The organism is Janthinobacterium svalbardense (assembly GCF_002327145.1).
Taxonomy (GTDB): domain Bacteria; phylum Pseudomonadota; class Gammaproteobacteria; order Burkholderiales; family Burkholderiaceae_D; genus Janthinobacterium; species Janthinobacterium tructae.
Window position 1 is genome coordinate 82,476 of sequence record NZ_CP023422.1, and the last position, 23,485, is coordinate 105,960.

General features: G+C 62.5%; 20 protein-coding genes and 1 pseudogene. 1 reads left to right on the top strand and 20 read right to left on the bottom strand.

The genetic code is table 11. The annotated features are described in order from the left end of the window. Positions 1-9: 9 nt before the first annotated feature. The gene (locus CNX70_RS00355) at positions 10-228 is read left to right on the top strand and encodes a CzcE family metal-binding protein (protein ID WP_157750867.1); all 219 of its coding nucleotides are present in this window, start codon (positions 10-12) and stop codon (positions 226-228) included. Positions 229-296: 68 nt separating this feature from the next. On the opposite strand, the gene ahpF is transcribed toward CNX70_RS00355, so the two are convergent. The 20 genes and pseudogenes from ahpF to CNX70_RS00450 form a co-directional block, all read right to left on the bottom strand. Then, complete coding sequence (gene ahpF, locus CNX70_RS00360; RefSeq protein WP_096232554.1) at positions 297-1,892, bottom strand: alkyl hydroperoxide reductase subunit F; 1,596 nt, start codon at positions 1,890-1,892, stop codon at positions 297-299. Positions 1,893-1,990: 98 nt separating this feature from the next. Next, the gene (gene ahpC / locus CNX70_RS00365; RefSeq protein ID WP_034780873.1) at positions 1,991-2,554 is read right to left on the bottom strand and encodes an alkyl hydroperoxide reductase subunit C; all 564 of its coding nucleotides are present in this window, start codon (positions 2,552-2,554) and stop codon (positions 1,991-1,993) included. Between the two features lie 188 nt (positions 2,555-2,742). Continuing rightward, complete coding sequence (locus CNX70_RS00370; protein ID WP_096232556.1) at positions 2,743-3,141, bottom strand: DUF3597 domain-containing protein; 399 nt, start codon at positions 3,139-3,141, stop codon at positions 2,743-2,745. Positions 3,142-3,317: 176 nt separating this feature from the next. Further along, complete coding sequence (locus CNX70_RS00375; RefSeq protein WP_244198985.1) at positions 3,318-6,173, bottom strand: EAL domain-containing protein; 2,856 nt, start codon at positions 6,171-6,173, stop codon at positions 3,318-3,320. 134 nt (positions 6,174-6,307) lie between these two features. After that, a complete protein-coding gene (gene rbsD, locus CNX70_RS00380) occupies positions 6,308-6,700 on the bottom strand; it encodes a D-ribose pyranase (protein WP_096232558.1) in 393 nt (130 codons plus the stop codon). Between the two features lie 4 nt (positions 6,701-6,704). After that, a complete protein-coding gene (gene rbsK / locus CNX70_RS00385; protein ID WP_096232560.1) occupies positions 6,705-7,616 on the bottom strand; it encodes a ribokinase in 912 nt (303 codons plus the stop codon). Next, complete coding sequence (locus CNX70_RS00390) at positions 7,613-8,671, bottom strand: LacI family DNA-binding transcriptional regulator (protein ID WP_096232562.1); 1,059 nt, start codon at positions 8,669-8,671, stop codon at positions 7,613-7,615. Before CNX70_RS00390 ends, rbsK begins: the two co-directional genes overlap by 4 nt. A gap of 21 nt (positions 8,672-8,692) precedes the next feature. Next, complete coding sequence (locus tag CNX70_RS00395) at positions 8,693-9,664, bottom strand: ABC transporter permease (RefSeq protein ID WP_071075031.1); 972 nt, start codon at positions 9,662-9,664, stop codon at positions 8,693-8,695. 18 nt (positions 9,665-9,682) lie between these two features. Next, positions 9,683-11,233, bottom strand: a complete 1,551-nt coding sequence (locus CNX70_RS00400) for a sugar ABC transporter ATP-binding protein (RefSeq protein ID WP_096232564.1) — start codon at positions 11,231-11,233, stop codon at positions 9,683-9,685. 91 nt (positions 11,234-11,324) lie between these two features. Then, on the bottom strand, positions 11,325-12,284 hold the full coding sequence (locus CNX70_RS00405; RefSeq protein WP_096232566.1) for a sugar ABC transporter substrate-binding protein: 960 nt from the start codon (positions 12,282-12,284) through the stop codon (positions 11,325-11,327). A gap of 208 nt (positions 12,285-12,492) precedes the next feature. Beyond that, a complete protein-coding gene (locus CNX70_RS00410; protein WP_096232568.1) occupies positions 12,493-13,374 on the bottom strand; it encodes an EamA family transporter in 882 nt (293 codons plus the stop codon). Between the two features lie 164 nt (positions 13,375-13,538). Continuing rightward, entirely contained in the window at positions 13,539-14,618 is a 1,080-nt protein-coding gene (locus CNX70_RS00415) for a zinc ribbon domain-containing protein (protein ID WP_096232570.1), read from the bottom strand. An 8-nt stretch (positions 14,619-14,626) separates the two neighbouring features. Continuing rightward, positions 14,627-15,751 carry a zinc ribbon domain-containing protein gene (locus CNX70_RS00420; RefSeq protein WP_096232572.1) on the bottom strand — a complete coding sequence of 375 codons (1,125 nt, stop codon included), beginning with the start codon at positions 15,749-15,751 and terminating at the stop codon, positions 14,627-14,629. Between the two features lie 65 nt (positions 15,752-15,816). Continuing rightward, positions 15,817-16,539: a hypothetical protein gene (locus CNX70_RS00425; RefSeq protein ID WP_096232574.1), complete on the bottom strand. Its 723-nt coding sequence runs from the start codon at positions 16,537-16,539 to the stop codon at positions 15,817-15,819. A 47-nt stretch (positions 16,540-16,586) separates the two neighbouring features. Further along, positions 16,587-17,339, bottom strand: coding sequence for a hypothetical protein (locus CNX70_RS00430; protein ID WP_244199212.1), 753 nt, complete (start codon positions 17,337-17,339; stop codon positions 16,587-16,589). Positions 17,340-17,483: 144 nt separating this feature from the next. Then, positions 17,484-17,579, bottom strand: a pseudogene (locus CNX70_RS29250) (zinc-ribbon domain-containing protein); the annotation flags it as partial. A gap of 283 nt (positions 17,580-17,862) precedes the next feature. Further along, on the bottom strand, positions 17,863-20,124 hold the full coding sequence (locus CNX70_RS00435) for a YgiQ family radical SAM protein (protein ID WP_218968380.1): 2,262 nt from the start codon (positions 20,122-20,124) through the stop codon (positions 17,863-17,865). A gap of 237 nt (positions 20,125-20,361) precedes the next feature. Further along, positions 20,362-20,640 (bottom strand): DUF4404 family protein, encoded by a 279-nt coding sequence (locus CNX70_RS00440; RefSeq protein ID WP_071075022.1) that lies wholly within the window; start codon positions 20,638-20,640, stop codon positions 20,362-20,364. A 12-nt stretch (positions 20,641-20,652) separates the two neighbouring features. Next, positions 20,653-20,865 (bottom strand): VF530 family protein, encoded by a 213-nt coding sequence (locus tag CNX70_RS00445; RefSeq protein WP_070219603.1) that lies wholly within the window; start codon positions 20,863-20,865, stop codon positions 20,653-20,655. 118 nt (positions 20,866-20,983) lie between these two features. Continuing rightward, positions 20,984-23,134 (bottom strand): M3 family metallopeptidase, encoded by a 2,151-nt coding sequence (locus CNX70_RS00450; protein WP_096232581.1) that lies wholly within the window; start codon positions 23,132-23,134, stop codon positions 20,984-20,986. Positions 23,135-23,485 lie beyond the last annotated feature (351 nt).

The following is a 23,485-nucleotide window of genomic DNA, read 5'->3' on the forward strand; positions in this document are numbered from 1 at the left end:
ACGCTTACGATGCCGTGCTGCAAAAACCAGCGATCCCGGTGCAGCTACGACAACAACACGCGCGGCGAAACCGTCACCATCGCGCGCGCCGGCCAGCGTTTTACCTGGCACGTGCAAACTTTTAACCATCAAACGACATTCGCTCTGAGCGAGATCGCGCCGCAGGACATGCCCGTCGATGGCGTGCAGGTGTATGTCGCCGCCAATCCCCTGTACGCGGGCAGCTAAGTTTCCTCTACACGTAAAAAAACCGGAAGCGCCTTGCGGTGCTTCCGGTTTTTTTGCGGCTGGACAGCTTATGCCGTCAGCGCTTCTTTTACTGCGGCTTCTTCAACCACTTCCTCGTCGTCCGAGCGGATCAGGTGGTCAAAGGCGGACAGGGCGGCCTTGGCGCCTTCGCCGGTGGCGATGATGATCTGCTTGTACGGCACCGTGGTGACGTCGCCGGCCGCAAATACGCCGGGGATCGAGGTCTGGCCGCGGGCATCGACTTCGATTTCACCGTGGCGCGACAACGCTACCGTGCCTTTCAGCCACTCCGTGTTCGGCACCAGGCCGATTTGCACGAAGACGCCTTCCAGCTCGACCTTTTTCGACTCGCCGCTGACCCGGTCCGTGTAGCTCAGGCCATTGACGATCTTGCCGTCGCCGTGGATCTCGGTGGTTTGCGCCGAGGTAATCACGGTCACGTTAGGCAGGCTGTGCAGCTTGCGTTGCAGCACCGCATCGGCACGCAATTCCGCACCGAACTCGATCAGGGTCACGTGTTTTACCAGGCCGGCCAGGTCGATCGCCGCTTCTACACCCGAGTTGCCGCCGCCGATCACGGCCACGCGCTTGCCCTTGAACAAGGGGCCATCGCAGTGCGGGCAGTAGGCGACACCGTGGTTGCGGTATTCCTTCTCGCCCGGCACGTTGATTTCGCGCCAGCGGGCACCGGTGGCCAGGATGACGGTCTTGGCTTTCAGGATGGCGCCATTCGCCGTTTCAATCTCGATCAGCTTGCCTGGGGTCAGCTTGCTGGCGCGCTGGGTGTTCATGATGTCGACGTCATAGGTCTTGACGTGCTGTTCCAGCGCCATCGCAAACTTTGGACCATCGGTTTCCTTGACGGAAATAAAATTCTCGATGGCCATGGTGTCGAGGGTCTGGCCGCCGAAACGCTCGGCCAGCACGCCCGTCTTGATGCCTTTGCGCGCCGCGTAGATGGCCGCTGCCGCGCCGGCAGGACCGCCGCCGACGATCAGTACATCAAAGACATCTTTCTTGCTCAACGCTGCCGCCTGGCGTGCGCCGGCGTTGGTGTCGAGCTTGGCGAGGATTTCCTCGACATTCGTGCGTCCCTGGCCAAAATGCTGGCCATTCAGGAACATCATCGGCACGGCCATGATCTGGCGCTCTTCCACTTCTTTCGGGAACACGCCACCATCGATGGTGGTGACCTTGATGCGCGGGTTGATCACCGCCATGGCATTCAATGCCTGCACCACTTCCGGGCAGTTATGGCAGGAGAGCGAAATAAACGTTTCAAACTCGTAATCGCCGTCGAGGTTGCGGATCTGCTCGATCACGGCATCGTCGAACTTGATGGTGTGGCCGCCCACTTGCAGCAGCGCCAGCACCAGCGAGGTAAATTCGTGGCCCAGCGGCACACCGGCGAAACGCACGCCGATATCGGAGCCGGTACGGTTGATGCTGAACGACGGCACCCGTACGCCAGCGTCAAGGCGCTCGACCAGCGTGATCTTGTCGCTCAACAGGACTATCTCCTGGAGCAATTCCTTCATCTCGCGGGCTTTTGCGCTGTCATCCAGAGAAGCGACCAGCTCAAGCGGATACACCACTTTTTCCAGGTAGGATTTCAGTTGGGTTTTGAGGGTTGCATCTAACATGATTTTTTCTTCCTTTACAAATATTTAGGCGAATGCCGGGCCGGACGCCCGGTCCGGCATCGCGGTAACTACTTGTTTGCTACGTGGTGCATCGAAACTTAGATCTTGCCAACCAGGTCCAGCGATGGGGTCAGCGTTGCTGCGCCTTCCGTCCATTTGGCTGGGCAAACTTCGCCTGGGTGAGCGGCAACGTATTGAGCTGCCTTGACTTTGCGCAACAGTTCCGATGCGTCACGGCCGATGCCGTTGTCATGCACTTCCAGCACTTTGATGAAGCCGTCTGGATTGATGACGAAGGTACCGCGCAGTGCCATGCCTTCTTCTTCGATCATGACTTCGAAATTGCGCGACAGGGTACCGGTTGGGTCACCGATCAGTGCGTATTGCACTTTCTTGATCGCGTCCGAGGTGTCGTGCCATGCTTTGTGCGCGAAATGCGAGTCGGTCGAGATGCCGTAGACATCGACGCCCAGCTTCTGGAATTCGGCGTGGTGATCGGCCAGGTCTTCCAGTTCGGTTGGGCAAACGAAGGTGAAGTCGGCTGGGTAGAACACGAATACCGACCACTTGCCTTTCAGCGACGCTTCCGTCAGGTCGACGAATTTGCCATTGTGGAATGCGGTTGCCTTGAATGGTTTAACTTGGGTATTGATGAGCGACATAATCATTTCCTCTCGTGTGGTGAATCAGTAAGACTCTAGTGTAAGGGGTTTTAGTCCATATGCAAAATTGATTGTCACAATAGTTTCAATTGTTTTTAACTATCACGACATCATGGGAACTCCATGATAGGCAGTTCCCACAGGATTGAACAGCGACAAAAAGGGTTCCCCTTCCTGCCGCCGGGTCTTTAATTTTTGAGTTCTTCCGGTACTTTGCCGCCGTTTTCCGCCAGCTTGATCATCACCTGGCGGTGCAGCCAGATATTCATGCTGGCCGAATCGTTGGTGTCGCCCGCGAAGTGCAGCTCTTGCGCCAGTTCCTTGCGCGAAGCCAGGCTGCTGTCGAGTTGAAGCAGTTTCATCAGGTCGACGATGGACGTGCGCCAATTGAGTGTTTCCGCGTTCTTGCTGGCCAGGTCGACCAGCACCACTTCCACGTCCACCACCGGCACGGCAACCGCTGGTGCAGCGGCGGCTGCCGGTGCCCCCGCCGCTGGCGCGTCGGTAGCGGCCGCTGGCGTGGCTGCCGGAGCGGCGTCGGACGCATGGTGGAAGATTTTGTTATAGATATTGCTGAAAATGCCCATGAGGTCACCTCGAGTTGAGTGAATGGAAGAAGGTTTGCCTGCGCGCCCGGTTCATGACGCGAACCGGTGACAGCTGGAGCCGGGCGCAGGCGCCAGCCTGTCGAGTATAAGCCCGTTCAGGCCGGGAGCCCTGTCCCGCAGGGCCAGTGGACATCTGGTGGCAGGGCACGCCGGTTTCAAGGGTGCAAGGGCCGCCGGGCATGCAGCAGCGCATCGAATGCGTCGATGGCCAGCGGCGGCGCAAACAGCTCGCCTTGCGCAAAATCGCAGCCGATTTCCAGCAGCCGCGCGCGCTGCTCTTCGGTCTCCACCCCTTCGGCGATGACTTGCAAGCCCAGCCTGTGCGCCATGGTGACGATGGCTTCGCACAACACCAGTTCGCTGGTACCGGGCGCCAGCTTGCGCACCAGCACGCCGTCGAGCTTCAGGTAGTCGATGCTGCACTGCTGCAATTGCGTCAGCGAGGCGGGGCCGCTGCCGAAGTTGTCCAGGGCGATCTGCAAGCCTGCCTCGCGCAAGTGCTGCAGCCGCTGCGCCATGCCGCTGCCGGCGCTGGCACCGGATCCCAGCAGCGCATCTTCGCGCATGTCGAGCACGATGGCCGAAGCCGGCACATCGAGCGCCATCAGCTGGCGCAGCCAGGTGCCGGGCGCCTCGACTTCGCGCTGCAGCTCCAGCGGCGACTGGTTCAGGCACAGTTGTAGCCCCGGCAAGCCGATGGCCTGGCCCTGCGCGCGCCAGCGCAACAGTTGCGCAGCCGCCGTGCGCAACACCCAGTCGCCGATGTCGACGATCAAGCCGCTGCTCTCGGCCAGCGCCAGGAAATCCGGCGGGCACACGATGCCCCGCTGCGGATGGTGCCAGCGCAGCAAAGCTTCCACTTTGACAATAGTGCAGCCATGCAGCTCGACGATGGGCTGGTAATACAGCTGCATCTGCTGTTCGCGCAAGGCCGTGCGCAAGTCCGCCCCCAGGCGCATGCGGTTGACGGCCGCCACCTGCATGGCGGGCGTGAAATAACTGTAGCGGTTGCGCCCCGCGCCTTTCGAGACATACATGGCCTGGTCCGCATGCTTGAGCAAGTCTTCGATCGTGCCCGCGTCGTCCGGATACAGGGTGATGCCGATCGAGGCGGAGACGAAGGCCTGCTCCTGCCCCAGCAGGAACGGCGCCAGCAAGCCGTCGAGTATCTGCCGCGCGATGCGGTCAACTTGCTGCAGATCATCGAGGTCGGACAGGATCACCGTGAATTCATCGCCGCCCAGGCGCGCCACCGTATCGGTCTCGCGCACGCCCACGCGGATGCGCCGCGCCGCTTCGATCAGCAGGATATCGCCCTGGTGGTGGCCGAGGGTGTCGTTGACTTCCTTGAAATGGTCGAGGTCGATGAACAGGATGGCCACGCGGCTCGTATCACGCCGTCCCTGAGCCAGCGCCTGGCGCAGGCGCTCGTGGAACATGCGGCGGTTCGGCAATTGCGTCAGGGTATCGAAATTGGCTTGCTGCCAGATCAGCGCTTCCGTTTGCCGCTTGTCCGTCACATCTTCCAGCATGCACAGGTGGTGCGGGCCGCCGTGGCAGGCCGTGGCGATGGCCGTCACCGAGGCATCGACCCACACCACGTCGCCATCGGGACGCACGATGCGCTTGGCGTGGCGAAAGCCCGGCATGCGCCGCGCCAGCAGCTGCGCCACGTGCGCCTGCTCGCCCGCCACGTCGTCGGGATGACTGATCTCCATCCAGCTCGAGCGCTTCATATGCTCCAGGCTGCGCCCGGCGATGGCCAGATAGCGCGGATTGATATCCAGAAACTGTCCGCTCACGGTATCGATCAGGGCGATGCCCATCGGCGCTTCCTCGAACATGGTGCGAAAGCGCAATTCCCCTTGCCGGATGGTTTCCTCCGTGCGGCGGCGCTCGCGCGCCAGGTTGCTGAAGTGAAAGGCCGCCGACACGGCCAGCAAGCTGCCCGCCACGCCCAGCGACAGGTACAGCCAGCCCAGGTCGGCGCCCGGCACGGAGCGGTACAAAAAGCCCTGGTAGGCACGGCTGTCCGTGGCATTGCGCGGCAGCACGCCCATGGCGGCATAGGTGTCGGCAATGTGCTGCCAGCGCTGGGGATTCATGTAGCCGAGCTCCACCAGCACGGGCTGCAGCAGCAATTCCATCTGCTGCGCCTCGTACAGCAGGTGATCGCGGTCATGGCGCTGGCTGTATTTAACGTGGATCACATCCGCCATTTCCTCGCGGTGCGCCATCGCGTATTGCCAGCCGCGCAAGCTGGCCGCGCGGAACGCTTTGACGCGCTCGGGGTGCCGGCGCAGTTCGTACTCGCTGGTAAACAGGTTGTCGCCGTAGAAATCGATACCGGCCGTGCGCGGCGTAAACTGGTAGTAGGGAAAGCCAGCCCGGTCCAGGTAATCCGGTTCGTTGGTGGAATACGCGGCAATCGCGTCGACCTTGCCATCGATCAAATCCCCGATCCGGTAGCTGGGCGGCAAGTGGCGCATCTGCTGCGGCGCGACACCCATTTTCTGCAGGAATAGCGAGACTTCATCAGATGCGGCTGCCACATCGGTGGCCGCACCGATCATCACGGGCGCCCCCACCAGCCGGTGCACATCGGGCGCACCGCCATGCTGGCGCATCAGCAGCACGCTGGGCGAATGCTGGAACACCACGGCCAGTACCACCACGGGCTTGCCGGCCATGCGGCTGAGCAACAAGGTGCTGTTACCCACGCCATATTCAGCCTGGCCCGTCAGCACGGCCGCCTCGGCAAGCGGCACGCCGCTGCCTTCGACCAATGTCACTTCCAGCCCCGCCTCGCGGTAATAACCCTGCTCGATGGCCGCGTAATAACCGGCAAACTGGAACTGGTGCGTGAAATTGAGCTGCAGGGAGATGGGTTCCAGCGCGCGGGCTTGTGTGGCCAGGCACAGCAGCAGGAAGAAAAAGCAGCGCCAGCCGTTCGCCATCCTGCCGACCAGCGGCAAGTAGGAGCGGAAAGCGTCGAATGCTTTCATCGGCATGGCAGGACACCACTGGAAACTGCCGAGCTGGCAGGGTACGACTATTGTAGCCGCCCCCTTTTGCCGATGGATAATTATTTCACTAAGAACAATAACGTTGATGTTTTTGGCAAACAATCTGACGTTTGTTTGCGCTAGAACACGACGCCTGCCACCAAAATGATGTTGGCATACGGACTGCACTCACCCGTACGCACGATGGCGCGCGCGCCCTTGCTCAATTGCTTGAACTCCTCGTGCGTCACCTGGCGCGCATCGGGCATGGCCAGGGCCGCCACCTGCGCCGCCATGGCCGGGTTGTGCTGCGGTAACTCGCTGGCGAGCAAATGGTATTCCACCTGCATTTCGCTCAGCACCGTGTTCACGGTATCGATGAAGCCGGGAATGCCGCGCGTCAGGGCCAGGTCGATCAGGGGCACGCCAGGCTGCGACGGCAAGCCCGCGTCGCCGATGACGAGCATGTCGCCATGACCGAGCGATGCGATTAGTTGCGACAGCGCAATATTGAGCAGCGGTGTTTTTTTCATGGTCTCAGAACAGCTCGTGCAAGTGGGGAATCGAAGTTTGCGCACCGGGCTTGGTGACGCTCCAGGCGGCCGCGCGCTGGCCTTGGCCAATCGCTTCCGCCTCGTCCATGCCGGACGCCAGACCCGCGACAAAACCACCGATGAAGGTGTCGCCGGCGGCCGTCGTGTCGACGGCTTGCACCACTTCGGCCGCGAAATCATAATCGCCGCCATACAAGGCCGCGTGCACGCCCTTGGAGCCGAGCGTGATGATGACGTTGTCGCTGCCCAGCTTTTGCAGCGCAGCCGCCAGCGCCTTGGCATCCGCGCCTTGCGGGCTGACGCCGGCCAGCATGGCCGCTTCGATTTCATTCGGAATCAGGTAGTCGACCAGTTCCAGCACGCCTTGCGGCAGGCTGGCAGCCGGGGCCGGGTTCAGCACCACCGTCTTGCCCAAGGAGCGGGCCAGTTTGATGGCGTGCACGACGGTGGCCATCGGCGTTTCCAGCTGCAGCACGACAATATCGGCCTGTTCGATCAGCCCTTTTGCCGCGTCGATGTGCGCGGGGCTCAACAGATCGTTGGCGCCGCCGGCAATCACGATGCTGTTCTGGCCGTTGTCGTCCACCAGGATGGAGGCGATGCCGGACGCGACACCGGGCAAGGTGGTGATGTGGCTGTCGATGATGCCGTCGCCGACCAGCGCCGCGCGCAACGTCGCGCCAAACGCATCATCGCCCACGCAGCCGACCATGGCCACTTGCTGGCCACCGGCGGCCACTTTGCCGCTCAGGCGCGCGCAGGCTACGGCCTGGTTGGCGCCCTTGCCGCCAGGAATGGTGCGAAACGCGCCGCCCGTCAGGGTTTCGCCGGGGAGGGGCATGCGCGGCACGCGCAAGACCAGGTCCATATTGATGCTGCCGATAACCACGATCATGATGTCATTCCCATCAGTTCAGTTGCAGGTGAAGAAGTAGGTGCGGAAAAAGTTACCGTGGCGGCCACGCTGGAACCGCGCACATGCAGCTCGGGCGCGATGCTGCGCTGCTGGCGCGGCAAGGTGGGGTCGGCGATGCGCGCCAGCAGACAGGCGGCCGTGATGTGACCCAGCTCGCGCGTGTTTTGCGCCACGCTGCTCAAGGCCGGATGCACGAAGCTGGCCAGGTCGATATCGTCGAAGCCGACGACGGCCAGGTCCACGGGCACGGCAATGCCCCGTTCGGCGGCGGCGCGCAGGGCGCCAAAAGCCATCAAATCATTGCAGCAGAACAAGGCGTCGGGGCGCTGGCCTGGCGGCAGCGCCAGCAAATCCAGCGCGGCCGCATAGCCGCCCGCGCTCGTGAAATCGCTATGGCGGCACAGGGCGTCGGCCAGGACCACGCCCGCGTCCGCCATGGCGCTGCGCGCGCCGGCGATGCGCTCATTGGAAATGCTCACTTCGCGGGGACCGGCGATGCAAGCGAGGCGCCGGCGTCCCAGGCCCAGCAGATGGCGCGCGGCCAGCACGCCGCCGGCGCGGTTGTCGACGGCCACGGCATCGATGGCCAGGTCGCTGGGCGCGCGGTCGAGCAGCACGGCCGGCACCTTCATCTTGCGCAGCAGTTCGCCATCGCTGTCGGCCAGCGCGGACAGGATCAGGCCGTCGCAGCGCTTGGTCAGCAGCACGTTCAGGTAGTCGCGCTGCTTGACGGGGTCGTCATCGGAATTGCACAAGATCACGCTGTAGCCGGCCGCGTAGCAGCTGTCCTCGATGCCGCGCGCCACTTCCGAAAAATACGGATTCGTATTATTCGGAATGATCAGGCCAATGGTGCCCGTGCTGCGGCTGCGCAAGGAGCGCGCCAGGGCGCTGGGCACGTAATGCAATTGTTCCGCCGCCGCCAGCACGGCGCGGCGCGCCGCGTCGCTGACGGGGCGGGTATTGTTGAGGACGTGCGACACGGTGGTAAACGACACCCCGGCCGCCTGCGCCACTTGTTTGATGGTTGCCATTGGCCGCGCTTTCTCCTGTAATTATGCGCGCTCGCCGCGGCGGCGGTAAGTATCGAGCACCACAGCGGCGACGATCACCAGGCCCGTGACGATGCGTTTCACGGGTTCGGATACGCCCACCTGCGCCAGGCCCGCTTCCAGCACGGAAATGATCAACACGCCGATAAACGTGCTGATGACGGAACCGCGCCCGCCCATCAGGCTCGTGCCGCCGATTACCACGGCGGCGATCACTTGCAATTCCATGCCCACGCCGCCGTTCGGGTCGGCCGCTTCCAGGCGCGAGACCTGGAACAGGGCGCCCACGCCGGCCAGAAAGCCCATCAAGGCAAACACCAGCACTTTTGACGGTTTCGTATTGATGCCGGACAAACGCACGGCTTCTTCATTCGTGCCGATGCCGATCCAGTGGCGTCCCAGCACCGTGCGCGTGAGCACCAGGTGGCCGATCACAACAATAGCGATGGCGGCGATGAAGGCGGGCGACAAGCCAAACGCGATCGGCGAGCTGATGCCGTCCACGGCGCTGCCGATGTATTCCGTGCGCGAATTGGTCACCTGATAGGCCAATCCCCGTGCCATTTCCAGCACGCCCAAGGAGACGATGAACGAGGGGATACGCCAGCCGACAGAAATCAGGCCGGTCGTCGCGCCGCACAGGGCGGCGACGAACATGCCCAACAGGGCCGCGCTCCACACGGGCCAGCCCCAGTGCACGACGGCCAGCGACAGCACGGAAGCGGCCAGCGCCATGACGGAGCCGACCGACAAATCGATGCCGCCGATGATCAATACAAAGGTCATGCCGACGGCCATCACGACCAGGGTCGGGATGTTGTTCGACAGGGTGCTGAGGGTAGCGAGCGTGAAGAAATTTTCGCTGGCAAACGAGAACAGCACGCACATGGCGAGCAAGGCGCCGATCAGGCCCGCATAGTTTTTCAGGTCGGCCAGGCTGCGCTGCAGATACGAAGGAGAGGAATGGGTGGTCATGGGAATCTTTCCGGCGGATCAGGCCGCAGCTGGAGTGGAAGTGGGGGTCAAATAGCCAGAGAAGGCAGCCGACAGCAGCGCGTCCTGGCTCCAGGCACCGCGCTCGAAGGTCTCGACGATGCTGCCGGCGCTCATGACGGCGATGCGGTCGCAGATCAGCATTAGCTCGCGCAAGTCGCTCGAGACAATGACGAGGCCCTTGCCCTGGCGCGCCTGTTCGGCCAGCACCTGATAAATATCAAACTTGGCGCCGATATCGATGCCGCGCGTGGGTTCGTCGAACAGCATCACGGGGCAGTTGCGATACAGCCAGCGGGCGATCACCACTTTTTGCTGGTTGCCGCCAGACAATTCGGCCACCGTTTGCGCGCTGTTGCGCGAGCGGATACCCAGGCGCTGGATGTAATCGTCGGCCACCGACGCTTCGGCCGCATCGTTGAGCCAACCTGCGCCACTGACGGTGTCGAGCGACGCCAGGGTGGTGTTGACGGCGATGGACTGGCGCAGCAACAAGCCTTGTCCCTTGCGGTCTTCCGTGATCATGGCGATGCCCGCTTTCACGGCTGCCTGCGGCGAATGCAAGGCGGCGGGCACCTCGCTGTCGCCGAGGAACACGTCACCGGCGTCGGCGCGGTCGGCGCCGAAGATCAACCGCAGCAATTCCGTGCGGCCCGAGCCGATCAGGCCGGCGATGCCGAGGATTTCGCCGGCGCGCAAGTCGAACGAAGTCGGGTTGACCACCTTGCCGCGCGCCAGTCCGCGCACGCGCAGCAGCGGCGCGCCGATGGTGCGGCCGCTCAGGTCGACGGCGTCATCGGCCGAACGGCCCACCATCAAGCTGACCAGGTCGGCGGCGGAGTGGCCCGCGATAGCGTCATCGCACACGAGCTGGCCGTCGCGCAGCACGGCGATGCGGTCGGCCACGCGCTTGAGTTCTTCCAGGCGGTGGGAAATATAGATGATGCACACGCCTTCGGCCTTCAGGCGCTCGATTTGCAGGAACAGCAATTCCACTTCGCGGTGCGTCAGCATGGCCGTCGGTTCATCGAGCACCAGCAGGCGGCAGGAACCAATTAAATTGCGCGCGATCTCGATCATTTGCTGGTGGCCGATGCCCAGCTCGCCAACCAGGGTCCACGGGTCGAGTCCGCCCAGGCCCACTTTCTCCATCTGTTCGCGCGCGTCGCGCTCCAGACGGCTGCGGTCGATGAAGCCGAAGCGCTGCGGCAAGTTTTTCAGGTACAGGTTTTCCGCGATCGACAGGGTGGGAATCAAATTGAGTTCCTGCATCACCATGCGGATGCCCAGCGCCTCGGCGGCGCCGCGCGAAGCGGGCTGGTAAGGCTTGCCGTCGAGCAGCATGGTGCCCGTCGTGGCTTGCTCCAGGCCGCAGATGATCTTCGACAGCGTGCTTTTGCCGGCACCGTTTTCGCCCGTCAGCGCCAGCACCTGGCCAGCGGCGAAGCGCAAGCCCACGCCGCCCAGCACGGGGCCGACATAGGACTTGCCGATGTTATCGAGCGTTAACAGGGGAATGGCGGCTGGCGCCGGGGGTATGTCGGTGGGCATGATAAAACTCCGCAGTAGTGGCGGCGGGGCCGGCGCCGCCTGCTCGGTGAGCAAGCGCCGTCGGCCCCGGCGGGATCAAACGATCAGGCGATCAGGACTTGGCGCCCTTGGCGACCAGTTCGACCTTGGTTTCGATGACGCCACCGAGCTCGGCCTGTTTCTTCTTCTGCGCCAGCGCTTTCAGCACGGTCTCGATGCCGAACACGGCTTGCTGCGAACCGAACTGGTCTGCGGTGGCCAGCACGCGGCCATCGGCCAGCATCGGCTTGATGGCGTTGATGTTGTCATAGCCGACGACCAGCACTTTGCCCGTCTTGCCGGCCGCCTTGATGGCGGAAATGGCGCCGATGGCCATGTTGTCGTTACCGCACAGCAAGGCCTTGATATTCGGGTTGGCGTTCAGCATGGCGGCGGCCACCGTGTTGGCGGGAGCGATTTCCCACTGGCCCGACTGCACGCTGACGACCTTGGCACCGGCCGCGTTCATGGCGTCCTGGAAACCCAGGGTGCGCTGCTGCGCGTTGTAGGTAGTCGACACGCCTTCGATGATGCCGACGGGGTCGCCCTTCTTGATCTGCTTGGCCAGGTAGTCGCCGACGACCTTGGCGCCCTTGCGGTTGTCCGGACCGACGAACGGTACGCTGATGCCCTTTTCTTTCAGGGCGCCCTCATCGAGCTTGTTGTCGATATTGACGACGATGATGCCCGCGTCGATGGCTTTCTTCAGCACCGGCACCAGCGCCTTCGAGTCGGCCGGCGCGATCACCAGCGCGCTGACGCGCGAAACGATCATTTGCTCAACCAGCTTGATCTGGCTCGACGTATCCGTTTCATCCTTGATGCCGTTCGACAGCAAGTCATACTTGGCGGCATTCGCCTTCTGATGCGCCTTGGCGCCATTTTCCATGGTCAGGAAAAATTCATTGGCAAGCGACTTCATCACCAGCGCCACCTTTGGTTTGGCAGGTGTCTGCGCCATCGCCGGCACGGCGGGCAAGGCACACACCAGGACAGCGGCGGCAATCATTTTCAGGCGAATACGGGATGTCATGAGCGTCTCCAGAGTTGTTGGTCAAGCACGTGTCGAGCATGCTTTTATGGAATTTCATTGCGCGCAAACGTTTGCGCGAAGCGAATAGTGCCTCAATGCCCTATTACAGTGCAAGCAAAACAGTATGTGCGGTGCAGCAAAAAGGGAGCGCCCAGAGGGAAACAGGCAGGCCGATGCGATCGGCCTGCCGAGGAGAAATGCGCAGAAGTCAGGAGTTTGTTGCGGGCCGGGCGCTGGCCCACTGCACCGCCAGCACGCTGGCCAGCACCAGCAGCAAGCCCAGCATCGACCAGCCCGTCATGGCCTGGCCCAGCAGGGCCCAACCCAGCACGACGGCCATCAGCGGACTGAGCAGGCCCAGCGAGGAGACGGCCACGGGTGTGAGGCGGGCGATGCCGCGGAACCACAAGGCATACGCCAGCAGGGCGCCGGCCAGGCACAGGTAGGCGTAAGCCAGGACTTGCTGCAGGGACAAGGCCGGCAAGGGTGCGTCGGCCAGCCAGGCGACGGGTGCCAGCATCAGGCCGCCGAGCAGCAATTGCCAGCCCGTCAGCGCCAGCACGGGCAAGTCCGGCTTCCAGCGCCGCGTCAAGTAGGTGCCGGCCGCCATACAGGCCGTACCGCCCAGCGCGGCGGCGATGCCGATGGGTTCCCACACGGTGCGCGGCGACAACAACAAGACGCCCATGCCGGCCACGCCCAGCACGCTGGCCCCCAAGGCCAGGCGGGCCGGGCGGCGCCCTTCCACGCCCCAGGCCAGGCCCATCACCAGCAGCGGCTGGATGGCCCCCACTACGGCCGCCAAGCCACCCGGCAAGCGGTAGGCGGCGACGAACAGCAGCGCCTGGAACACGCCGATATTCAGCGCGGAAAGAATCAGCACGCGGCCCCACTCGCGCCGCGCTGGCAGGCGCCGCATCAGCAGCAGCAACAGCAAGCCAGCCGGCAACACGCGGATCAGGGCCGCCGTGAAAGGGCGGTGCGGCGGCAGCAGTTCGGACGTGACGATATACGTGGAACCCCAGATCAGGGGTGCCAGCGCCGTGAGCAGAATATCGCCCCAGGCGGGACGGGCAGAAGAAGAGGCCATGCAACTATCTCGACATTAAGATAAAAATCCAGTGTGAGCATAAACTATCTTGATGTCAAGATAAATTGGCGGGCACGCCGCTTCCTGGCGGGCGTAAAAAAACCCGGCATGGCCGGGCTTCTTGAATGATGCAAGGCGGCACGCTGCACCGCCTGGCTCGCCGCTTAATCGCGCATGCGCCGCAGGGTTGTCACCCGCATGCCGCCCATGCTGATCTGCGCCGTGCTGCCATCGTCACTGACGATAATGTCCATGGCCGCATCGCCCGCGCCTTCCGGCGTGATCGTCACGGTATTGCCTTTGGTGGTGAAGGTGGCCTTGGTCGAGGTCCCGTTATTGATCACGCTGTCACTTGTAAATTCCAGGACATTGCCCATCGCCGCCTGCCATTTCCCCACAGCTGGGTGGGCACCAAAGCGGAACGCGCTCTTCAGCTTGTCCAGCATGCCCGCGCCCTGCACGGCCGGCGCTTTGCCTATCACACCGGTCATGGCCGCCTGGCTCATCTGCGCTTCGTCGATGACTTGCCATTGCTTGTCGACCAGCGCCAGCGGCAACCGCACTTCCAGGTCGCCGTCCGGCAAGCGTTGCAGGATCAGTGCCCGGTCCGCCGACTTGGCGACCCACGCCGCCTCATCGGTCAATACCAGGGTGGCCTTGGCCATCGCCACGTGCTGTGCGCCCAGGTCGCGCACCTGATCGTAGCCGCTGACCTTGGCGACTTTCACGCCCTTGGCCACGCACAGCTTGTCGCCGCGCAAGGCCGCCTTGCCCGGAGCGGCCAGCGCGTAGACAAATTGCGATTGCGCAACCCAGCCACCGCTGCTTTGTTCGACGGGAGCGGCGTACAGCCCGCTACGCACGAGGATATCGAGCCATTGCCGAGTGGAACTGTCGTACGAGGCCACGCGGATTTCTTCCTTCTGGTACGGCAAGTTGGTGAGGCAGAGCAACTTGTCGCGCGCCGCCTCGTCGGCCGCCAGATGGGCATCGATGGCGCGGCTGAAACTGCTAGCCGAGGCCGCTTCGGGCGCCAGCAGCCATGCCAGAGCGCCACCGGCCACGATCACCACCGCCAGCACGCCGCCGGCAATCATGACGTGGCGCCGCTGCACGCCAGCCCCGGCCGGACTGGCCGGCGCCGGTGCTGCCGCTGCAGCGGCAGGCAAGGTATTGCCGCATTCATCGCAAAAGCGCGCGCCCGGGGCATAGGCCGTGCCGCATTTGGTGCAGAAGTGAGCCATGGTGTGCCTTACTTGAGTTTGTGCGCGCATTCGCCGCAGAACACGTCATCGGACGCGACCGGTGCCTTGCAATTCGGGCATTGCAGGCTGTCTGCCGGCGCAGCGGCTGGCGCTGCCGGAGCGGCTGGAGCGGCTGGGGCCGTCGCCTGCTCGGCCAGGGCGCGCGCACGTTCACGCGCTTCCTCGGCCTTTTTCTTGACCACGGCCAGGCCGTCGTTCAGGCTCGCTTCCGAGGCGCTGAAATCGACATTGCGCGTGGCGTTCAGGTAAATGATACACACGCCCTTGGTAAAGATCAGGCCCGGCACAACGGCCGCGGCCGCCAGCAGCAAGCCGCCGCCCAGGCCGGCTGCGATGATATAGCCGGAACCGCCACTCAGACCCGAAGCCAGGGAATACATGTTCATCTGGCCGCCCAGGCCCAGGATGCCTGCGGACATGCCGCTGGTCAGCGACACGCCGGTGCCCAGCACGCCAAAGATCAGCAGCGCGGTAAACGACGTGATCAGGAACAGCAGCACTTCCAGCAGGATCACCGACACCAGCTTGGTGCGCACGATCAGGTTCAGGCGGGCAATGATCTGGAACACGCTGGCGCCCGACCAGGCGGCAGGGCCGGCCAGCGGCAGCATCACGTAGAACAGCGCAAACACCAGCACGCCCAGCACGATGGCCGACAAGGGGAAGACCACCGCGTACAGCACGGGGCCCAGCACGGGGATTTTGCAGACGAACAAGATGATGGCGATAGCGATCATGGCCGCCAGCACGATCAAGAATTCCAGAAAGACGACGGCGATCAGGCGGTGGCTGGTGTACAGCGAGACGAGCACGGCATCAACCAGGCTCATGCCAGGCTGGCCCTGCGCATCGCGCATCAGCAGGATGCCCACGGCGTTGGAACCGTAAAACATCACCAGGAAGGCCATCAGGCCGCCCAGGAAGACCAGCAGCGTGCTGCTCATGCTGCCGGCGAGCATGATCAGCACGCCACCGACGAGCACGGCACCGATGAAGGTCAGGGCCAGCAGGGCAATCGCGCGGAAATTCTTGATGGCGTCGGTCGCTTCGATCAGCGATCCCACGGCGGAGGAAAAGGGAAACGGTTTATGTGCTTCTGTGGAAATGGTCATGTCTAGCCTGGAAGGGGGAAATCGGGATGGGACGGCCTGCCTGGCCGCCCCGTGGTATTGATGTGTCAGTAGGCCAGCGCCAGTTGCAGCTCGCTCGCAGGCGCCTGGCGCTGGACGATCTGCAGTTTGACGTCCTGGCCGCCGACACGCTTGCTATTCAGGTACAAGGCGGTACGCACCGGATAAATGCCCTGCGGCACGCCTTCGGGCATGGGAATCGAGAAGCCGCCCTTGTAGGCGCCGCTGCCGTTGTTGCTGCTGACCACCTTGCGCACAGTTTTGATCAGGTCGCCATTTGGCTTGTACAGGCTCAACTCTTCTTCCACCAGCGGGTTCGGATCGCGCGTGCCGGCTGCCACTTCGATATACGAATTGGTCTGCGCCTTCTGGCCCGGACGGACGGAGGACGGCGTAAAGGCCGTCTCATACTTCACCAAGGTCGATTGCTCGGGCAGCTTGCCCTTGTTGGCCACCTTGTAGTCGGCCTGCACTTGCTGCGCCGTCTTGACTTGCTGGCTTTGATAATTCAAAGCCACGCAGGCGAGTGCGCCCAGGCTGGCACCCAGGGCCGCGCCGCGCACGGTATTCGTGCCACCGCCCAGCAAGCCGCCCACGACAGCGCCGATGCCGGCCAGCATGGCCGTATTGCATTCACCGCTGGCCGCTTCCGTGCCTGCGGTAGTGGTACCGGTGGCACCAGGGCCGCCCGGCGCGGCGCAACCGGCCAGCATCGAGGACACAACCAGCAGCGCCACCATGGGCTTGGCAATTTTTTTCAAGTTTTTCACGTTATTCTCCGGGAGGAACAAAATAGGGGGAAGGCAAGCAGCGCGGCTTACTCGATCTGGATTTGCGACAGCGCCTTGTCTTGCGCGTCTTTCGCCTTGCGCTTGATGTCGAGCGCGTAGCGGTTGCCCTTGTCCATGCGCAACACGGCATTCGCGTTGGCAATGGCACAGTCGTATTTGCGCTGGCTCATGCAGTGGCTCGCTTCCGACAGGCTCTCCGTGATCACGCTTTCCAGCCCGGCAGCCTGGTTGGCGGGGGCGGCTGGCGGTGTCACCTTGACGGGCTTGGCCGGTTTTTCCGCGACGGGTGCCGGTGCTGGTGCTGGTGCCGGTTCCGGCTCCGGTGCCGGAGCAGGAACAGCAGCCGGTACCGGCGCGGGTTCGTCCGCAGCCGCAGCCGGTGTCGCGGCGAAATCGGCCGTCGTGGCGCCATCGAGCGCAGGGTCGCTGATAGCCAGCGGCTGCTCGGCGGCAGACGCAGGGTCTGGCGGCGGCGCTGGCGGCTTGCTTGACAGGAAATAATACCCGCCTGCACCGCCCAGCAGCACTACTGCTGCGACGACTGCGGCAATCAGCTTGAGGGGGAGGCCACGCGGTCGGGTGTCGCCTGGCGCTTCGGGCACGCTGGCGGGTGCGGCGGCAGGTTCTGGCGCGGGAGCGGGGACAGGTTCTGGTGCGGGTGCGGGTGTGGGTGCGGGTGCGGGTGCGGGTGCGGCTTCAGGCTGGCGCTTTTCCAGCACGGGCGGCGGCGCCGGTACCGCGACAGGTTTCACCACTGGCGTCGGGACAGGTTCAGGCACGGGCTCAATGGCGGGCGCAATGACCGGTTCCGGCAGAGGCGGCGGCACCGTTGCGGCAACGGGCGCCACGGCAAAGCTGAACGCGCACTTGGGGCAGAATCTGGCATCGGCCTTGCAATCATGGCCGCACTGGCCACACGATTTGCCTGGCACCTGGGTGGCAACGGCAAACGTCGTGCCACAGGAAGAACAGAATTTTGCGCCCGGTTTATTCTCGGCCTGGCAGGAAAGGCATTTCAATTGGCATCTCTTTTCATATCAACGCTGACGCCGTACGCCTGTATCGCTTGCCAGAATGGCAGCTTTGTTGCCGTACGGCTAAATATGCAACGAGTATATTTTCAAACAGCAAGTTGCCACAAGAGAAAATTGCCTTTTGCTCTATTCAATTTTTAAATATTGGTAAAAATCCTGCCGCCAAGGCGATCTCGCGCACCACATTGGTGCGCGGAAAGCAAAAAAACCCGGCAACGCAGGGTGCGTTGCCGGGTTTTCAGGTGATGCCCGAGGCGCCGAGGGCAGTTTACTTGCGCCCGCCCCGTGCCGGCGCGGCATGGCCGCCCTTGGCGGGCGGCTTGCTGCCACGGCCCATCGGCACGGCGGCCGGCTTGGCCTTCGTTTTGATGGTCGACAAGATCGAGGGCCGCACTTTCGACTCCGCCGCCGATGCTTTCGGCGCGGCAGCCGTGCCGCCCAGGGCGATGCGGTTCTTGCCCGGCGTGACCTTGAACTTGTCCGGCGTGCCGGCGCCATGCGTCTGGCGGCTGCGTTCGCCTGCGGCCAGGCCACCCGACTCGGACGAGGTCCAGGCAGGAATCAAGTGCTTGTCGCCATTGCCGATCAAGTCGCCACGGCCCATGTTGACCAGCGCTTCGCGCAAAATCGGCCAGTTGGCCGGGTCCTGGTAGCGCAGGAAAGCCTTGTGCGTGCGGCGGATCTTGCCACTGCGCGCCGTTTCCACCACTTCCGAGTCTGCCGTCACCTTGCGCAAGGGATTCTTGCGCGTGTGATACATGGTCGTCGCCATGGCCATCGGCGTAGGCATGAAGGTTTGCACCTGGTCCAGCTTGAAATTGTTCTTCTTCAGCCACAGGGCCAAATTGAGCATGTCCAGGTCCGTCGTGCCCGGATGGGCCGCAATGAAGTACGGGATCAGGTATTGCTTCTTGCCCGCTTCCAGCGAGAAACGGTCGAACATTTCCTTGAACTCGTCATACGCGCCGATGCCGGGCTTCATCATCTTCGACAAAGTGCCCTCTTCCGTGTGCTCGGGCGCAATTTTCAAGAGGCCGCCGACGTGGTGCGTCACCAGTTCCTTCACGTATTCGGGCGAACGCACGGCCAGGTCGTAGCGCAAGCCCGAGCTGATCAGCACTTTCTTGATGCCTGGAATGGCGCGCGCCTTGCGGTACAGGGAAATGAGCTTGCTGTGGTCCGTGCCCAGATTCACGCAGATGGACGGATACACGCAGGACAGGCGGCGGCACGACACTTCGATCTCTTTGTCCTTGCAAGCGAGGCGGTACATATTCGCCGTCGGACCACCCATATCGGAAATGGTGCCCGTAAAGCCTTTGGTTTTATCGCGGATATGCTCAATTTCGCGCAGGATCGACGGTTCCGAACGGCTCTGGATGATGCGGCCTTCATGCTCCGTGATCGAGCAGAAGGTGCAGCCGCCGAAACAGCCGCGCATGATGTTGACGGAGAAGCGGATCATTTCCCAGGCGGGGATGTGCGCCTTGCCATAGCTCGGATGCGGCGCGCGCGCGTAATTCATGTCGTACACGCCATCCATCTCGTCCATGGCCAGCGGCAGTGGCGGCGGGTTGAGCCACACGTCGCGTTCGCCGTGCGCCTGCACCATGGCGCGCGCATTGCCGGGATTCGATTCCAGGTGGAACACGCGCGAGGCGTGCGCATACATGACGGGGTCATCCTTGACGACATCGTAGGCGGGCAGGCGCACGACGGTCTTGTCGTGCTTTTCCTTGGCCATGGCCAGGCGCTCTTCGCGGCTCATGATGCGGATCGGCTTGATGACTTCGGCCGATTTCGAGGCATTTTCCGTGGCGCAGGCGGTCTTGTCTTCCTGCACCATCTCGTACGGGCTGTAGTGCGGATCGACCTTGCCGGGTACATCGACGCGGGTGGAATTGTGCACGCCCCAGTCGTCGCCGGGCAACCAGCCGGCCGGCACCATGAAGGCCGTGCCGCGCAAGTCGCGGATATCCTTGATGGCTTCGCCAGCGGCCAGACGGTGCGTCAAATCGACCAGCGCCCGTTCGGCATTGCCAAAGATCAACAAATCAGCCTTGGAATCGGGCAAGACGGAACGGCGGACCTTGTCCGACCAGTAATCGTAATGGGCGATGCGGCGCAGCGACGCTTCGATGCTGCCGATCACCACCGGCACGTCGGGATACGCTTCGCGCGCGCGCTGGGCGTACACGGTGACGGCGCGGTCCGGGCGTTTATTCGGTTCGGCATTCGCCGTGTAGGCGTCGTCGGAGCGGATCTTGCGGTCGGCCGTGTACTGGTTGACCATGGAATCCATGTTGCCGGCGGTAATGCCGTAATACAGACGCGGCTTGCCGAGGATGCGGAAGGCGTCGGCCGACAGCCAGTCCGGCTGGCTGATGATGCCGACGCGGTAGCCTTGCGCTTCGAGCAGGCGGCCGACCAGGGCCATGCCGAAACTCGGATGGTCGATGTAGGCGTCGCCCGTGACGAGGATGACGTCGCACTGGTCCCAGCCCAGCGCGTCCATCTCGGCACGCGACATCGGCAGGAAAGGCGCCACGGCAGCGCGGGCAGACCGCTTGGGAACGGTCGCAAATAAATTGGTAGGGGAGCTCATAGGGTACGGATTGTACCGGAATTGGCCATTTCCAACCTGACGGCCTGCTTTTTACTGTTGGATTTCAGTACAAAAAACGTTTATCTTTCAATCACTTGGGGAAATGTGGCCCTTGGGGTCAGACCCTTCAGGGGTCTGACCCCAGCTTTTCCCCGGGTTACATCAGATCCCCATATTCGCCAAAATCTCACCAAGTTCCCGCAGCGCCGGCTCCAGTTTCGGATGCTTGACGGCGAACTTGGCCGACAATTCCTGGCTGCGCTCGGCCAGGCCATAGGTGGTCGACTCTTCGTCCTGTTCCTGCGCGGCGCGCTTTTCCAGCAGTTGCTGAATATCACCATTGAGCTTTTGCAGCAAACCATGCGTTTCTTCATCCACAGGATCGCCAGATGCGATGGTCGATTGCAGCTGTTGCAACGATTCCTTGAGTTTGCTATCCATATCTTTTTCCTGTCAGTCAGTAAATTGCGTGTCCAGGAACAATTGTTCCACCTTGCTCCTGGCCCACGGGGTCTTGCGCAAAAACTTCAGGCTCGACTTGATGCTGGGATCGCTGATGAAGCAATTGATATCGATGTGCTTGGCCAGGCCGTCCCAACCGTAATGGGCGTGCAGGCGCGTCACGATACCTTCCAGGGTAATGCCATTCAAATCTTGCTGACTCATATACTCTTTCGACTGCCTTGGTTACGTCTTCATTTACATCTTACTCAATTCTACGCCGCCGGCACAGAAAGCTTGCGTGCGCCATGTCAACGCAACGCAAGCTTCAGATGAGGACGACTTACTTCGCGTTCAAGCCGCGGCGTTCCAGCAATGGTTCCACGGTAGCATCGCGGCCGCGGAAGTCACGGAACAGTTGCAGCGCATCGACGCTGCCGCCGCGCGACAGCAATTTGCTGCGGAACCAGTCGCCATTCTTGCGCGTCAGGCCGCCGTTTTCCTTGAACCAGTTGACTGATTCCGCGTCCAGCTTTTCCGACCACAGGTAGGCATAGTATGCCGCCGAGTAGCCGCCCGAGAAGCTGTGCGAGAAGTAGCTGGTGCGGTAGCGCGGCGGTACGGGTGCGTAGTCGACACCCGCGTCTTTCAGCGATGCCGCTTCAAAGGCCAGCACGTCGGTCGGAATCTGGCTCGGCGCCAGTTGGTGCCAGCGCTGGTCCAGCAGGGCCGCCGACAGGTATTCCGTGGTCATGAAGCCCTGGTTGAATTTCTTCGCAGCCGTGACTTTATCGAGCAATTCCTGCGGCATGGCCGCGCCGCTCTGGTAGTGCTTGGCGTAGTTTTGCAGCACTTCCGGCCAGACGGCCCACATTTCATTGACTTGCGATGGATACTCGACGAAATCGCTCGGCACGCTGGTGCCGGCAAAGCGCGGGTATTTCACGTTCGAGAACATGCCGTGCAGCGCATGGCCGAATTCGTGGAACATGGTCGTCACTTCATCGAAGGTCAGCAAGGTCGGCTGGCCCGCAGGCGGCTTCGGAATATTCAACTGGTTGGCGATGACAGGATGCGTGCCCATCAGCGATGACTGCGACACGTATTCATTCATCCACGCGCCGCCATGCTTGTTGCCGCGCGCATAGAAGTCGGCGATGAACAGGGCCAGCGGCTTGCCGTTGGCGTCTGTCACGTCGTAGACGCGCACGTCCGGGTTGTACACCGGTAGATCAGTGCGCTGTTTGAAGCTGATGCCATACAGTTTATTGGCGGCAAAGAAGACGCCGTTGTTCAGCACGCTGTTGAGTTCCAGGTACGGTTTCAGCTCGTTTTCATCAAAGTTGAAACGCTGTTTGCGCAGCTTGTCCGTGTAGATGGCCCAGTCGGCCGCTGCCACCTGGAAACCGCCCTTTTCCGCATCGACCACTTGCTGCAAGTCGGCCGCTTCGCGGCGCGCATTCGCGACGGCCGGTTTCGCCAGTTCCGACAGCAGGGTGTTGACGGCGGTCGTCGTCTTGGCCGTCTGGTCTTCCAGCGAATACGCGGCGTAATTGGCGTAACCGAGCAAGGTGGCCCGTTCGGCGCGCAATTTAGCCAGCTTCAGCACGATGGCGCGGTTGTCGAACTCGCCGCCCTGGCTGCCCCGGTTCAGCGACGCATCCATCAAACGCTGACGTGTCTTGCGATCCGTCAATACGGCCAATGGAGGCTGGCCGCTGGTGTTGACCAGGGCGATGAGGAACTTGCCCGTCAAGCCGCGTTCCTTGGCGGCAGCGGCTGCCGTATCGATATCGCTGTCCGTCATGCCTGCCAGTTCGGCGCGCGTGTCAACGACGATGCTCTTGGCATTCGTTTCCTTCAGCACGTTTTGCGCGAAGGCCGTTTCCAGGCCCGCCTGCTCGGCGTTGTAGGCTTTCAATTTTTCCTTGTCCGCATCGGACAGCTTGGCGCCGGCGCGCACGAAATCCGTGTGATAACGTTCCAGCAAGCGCAAGGATTCGGCATCGAGGCCCAGCTTGTCGCGCTTGGCGTACAGGGTGTCGATGCGGGCGAACAGTTTCGGATTCAGGGTGATCGCGTCGCCATGCGCGGCCAGCTTGGGCGACACATCCACTTCCACCGCTTCCAGCACGCTATTCGTGTTGGTCGAGGTCATGTTGCTGAAGATGCTTTGCACGCGGTGCAGCAGCTGTCCTGTGCGCTCGAGGGCCACGATGGTGTTTTCAAACGTGGGCGCCTGGCGGTTGTTGGCAATCGCGTTGACTTCGGCCAACTGGCGTTTCATGCCTTCGGCAAACGCCGGCGCGTAGTGACCGTCCTTGATCAGACCAAACTGCGGCATCTGGAATGGCAGCGGGCTGACTTTCAACAGGGGATTCTGGGCGCTGATGGCGGCGGGTGCGGAGTTGGCAGCGGTGGCGGCCAGGGCGGATGGAGCGGCGTGGGCCAGCATGACGCTGGCAGCGATGACGAGCAGTTGTGGACGGATCATGACATCTTTCAGGAAGCGCGGGGAAGAACCGCGATCGCGTCGCGGGCCAGTGGCAGATCATAGCAGCCTGTCACACAGGCGTCATCCAACATGGGTGATCCTGTGGTGCATCACGCCAAATGCGCGGTTTACCACGGTTTACAATCAACATCGCCAAATAAAAAAGGCTACCAATCGCTTGGCAGCCTTTTCCCATTCACCCGGCTTTGACGCCGGGAATACCCCTGTTTACTTGCTAATGCCGTTCAGATAGCGCCCTTACGCGACCAGTAGACCTGCAAAACGGATTAAAGCCCCAGTCGCCCGCACAGGTGTACCGGGCCAAGCGAGCCTGAAAAATGTCGAGGGCAA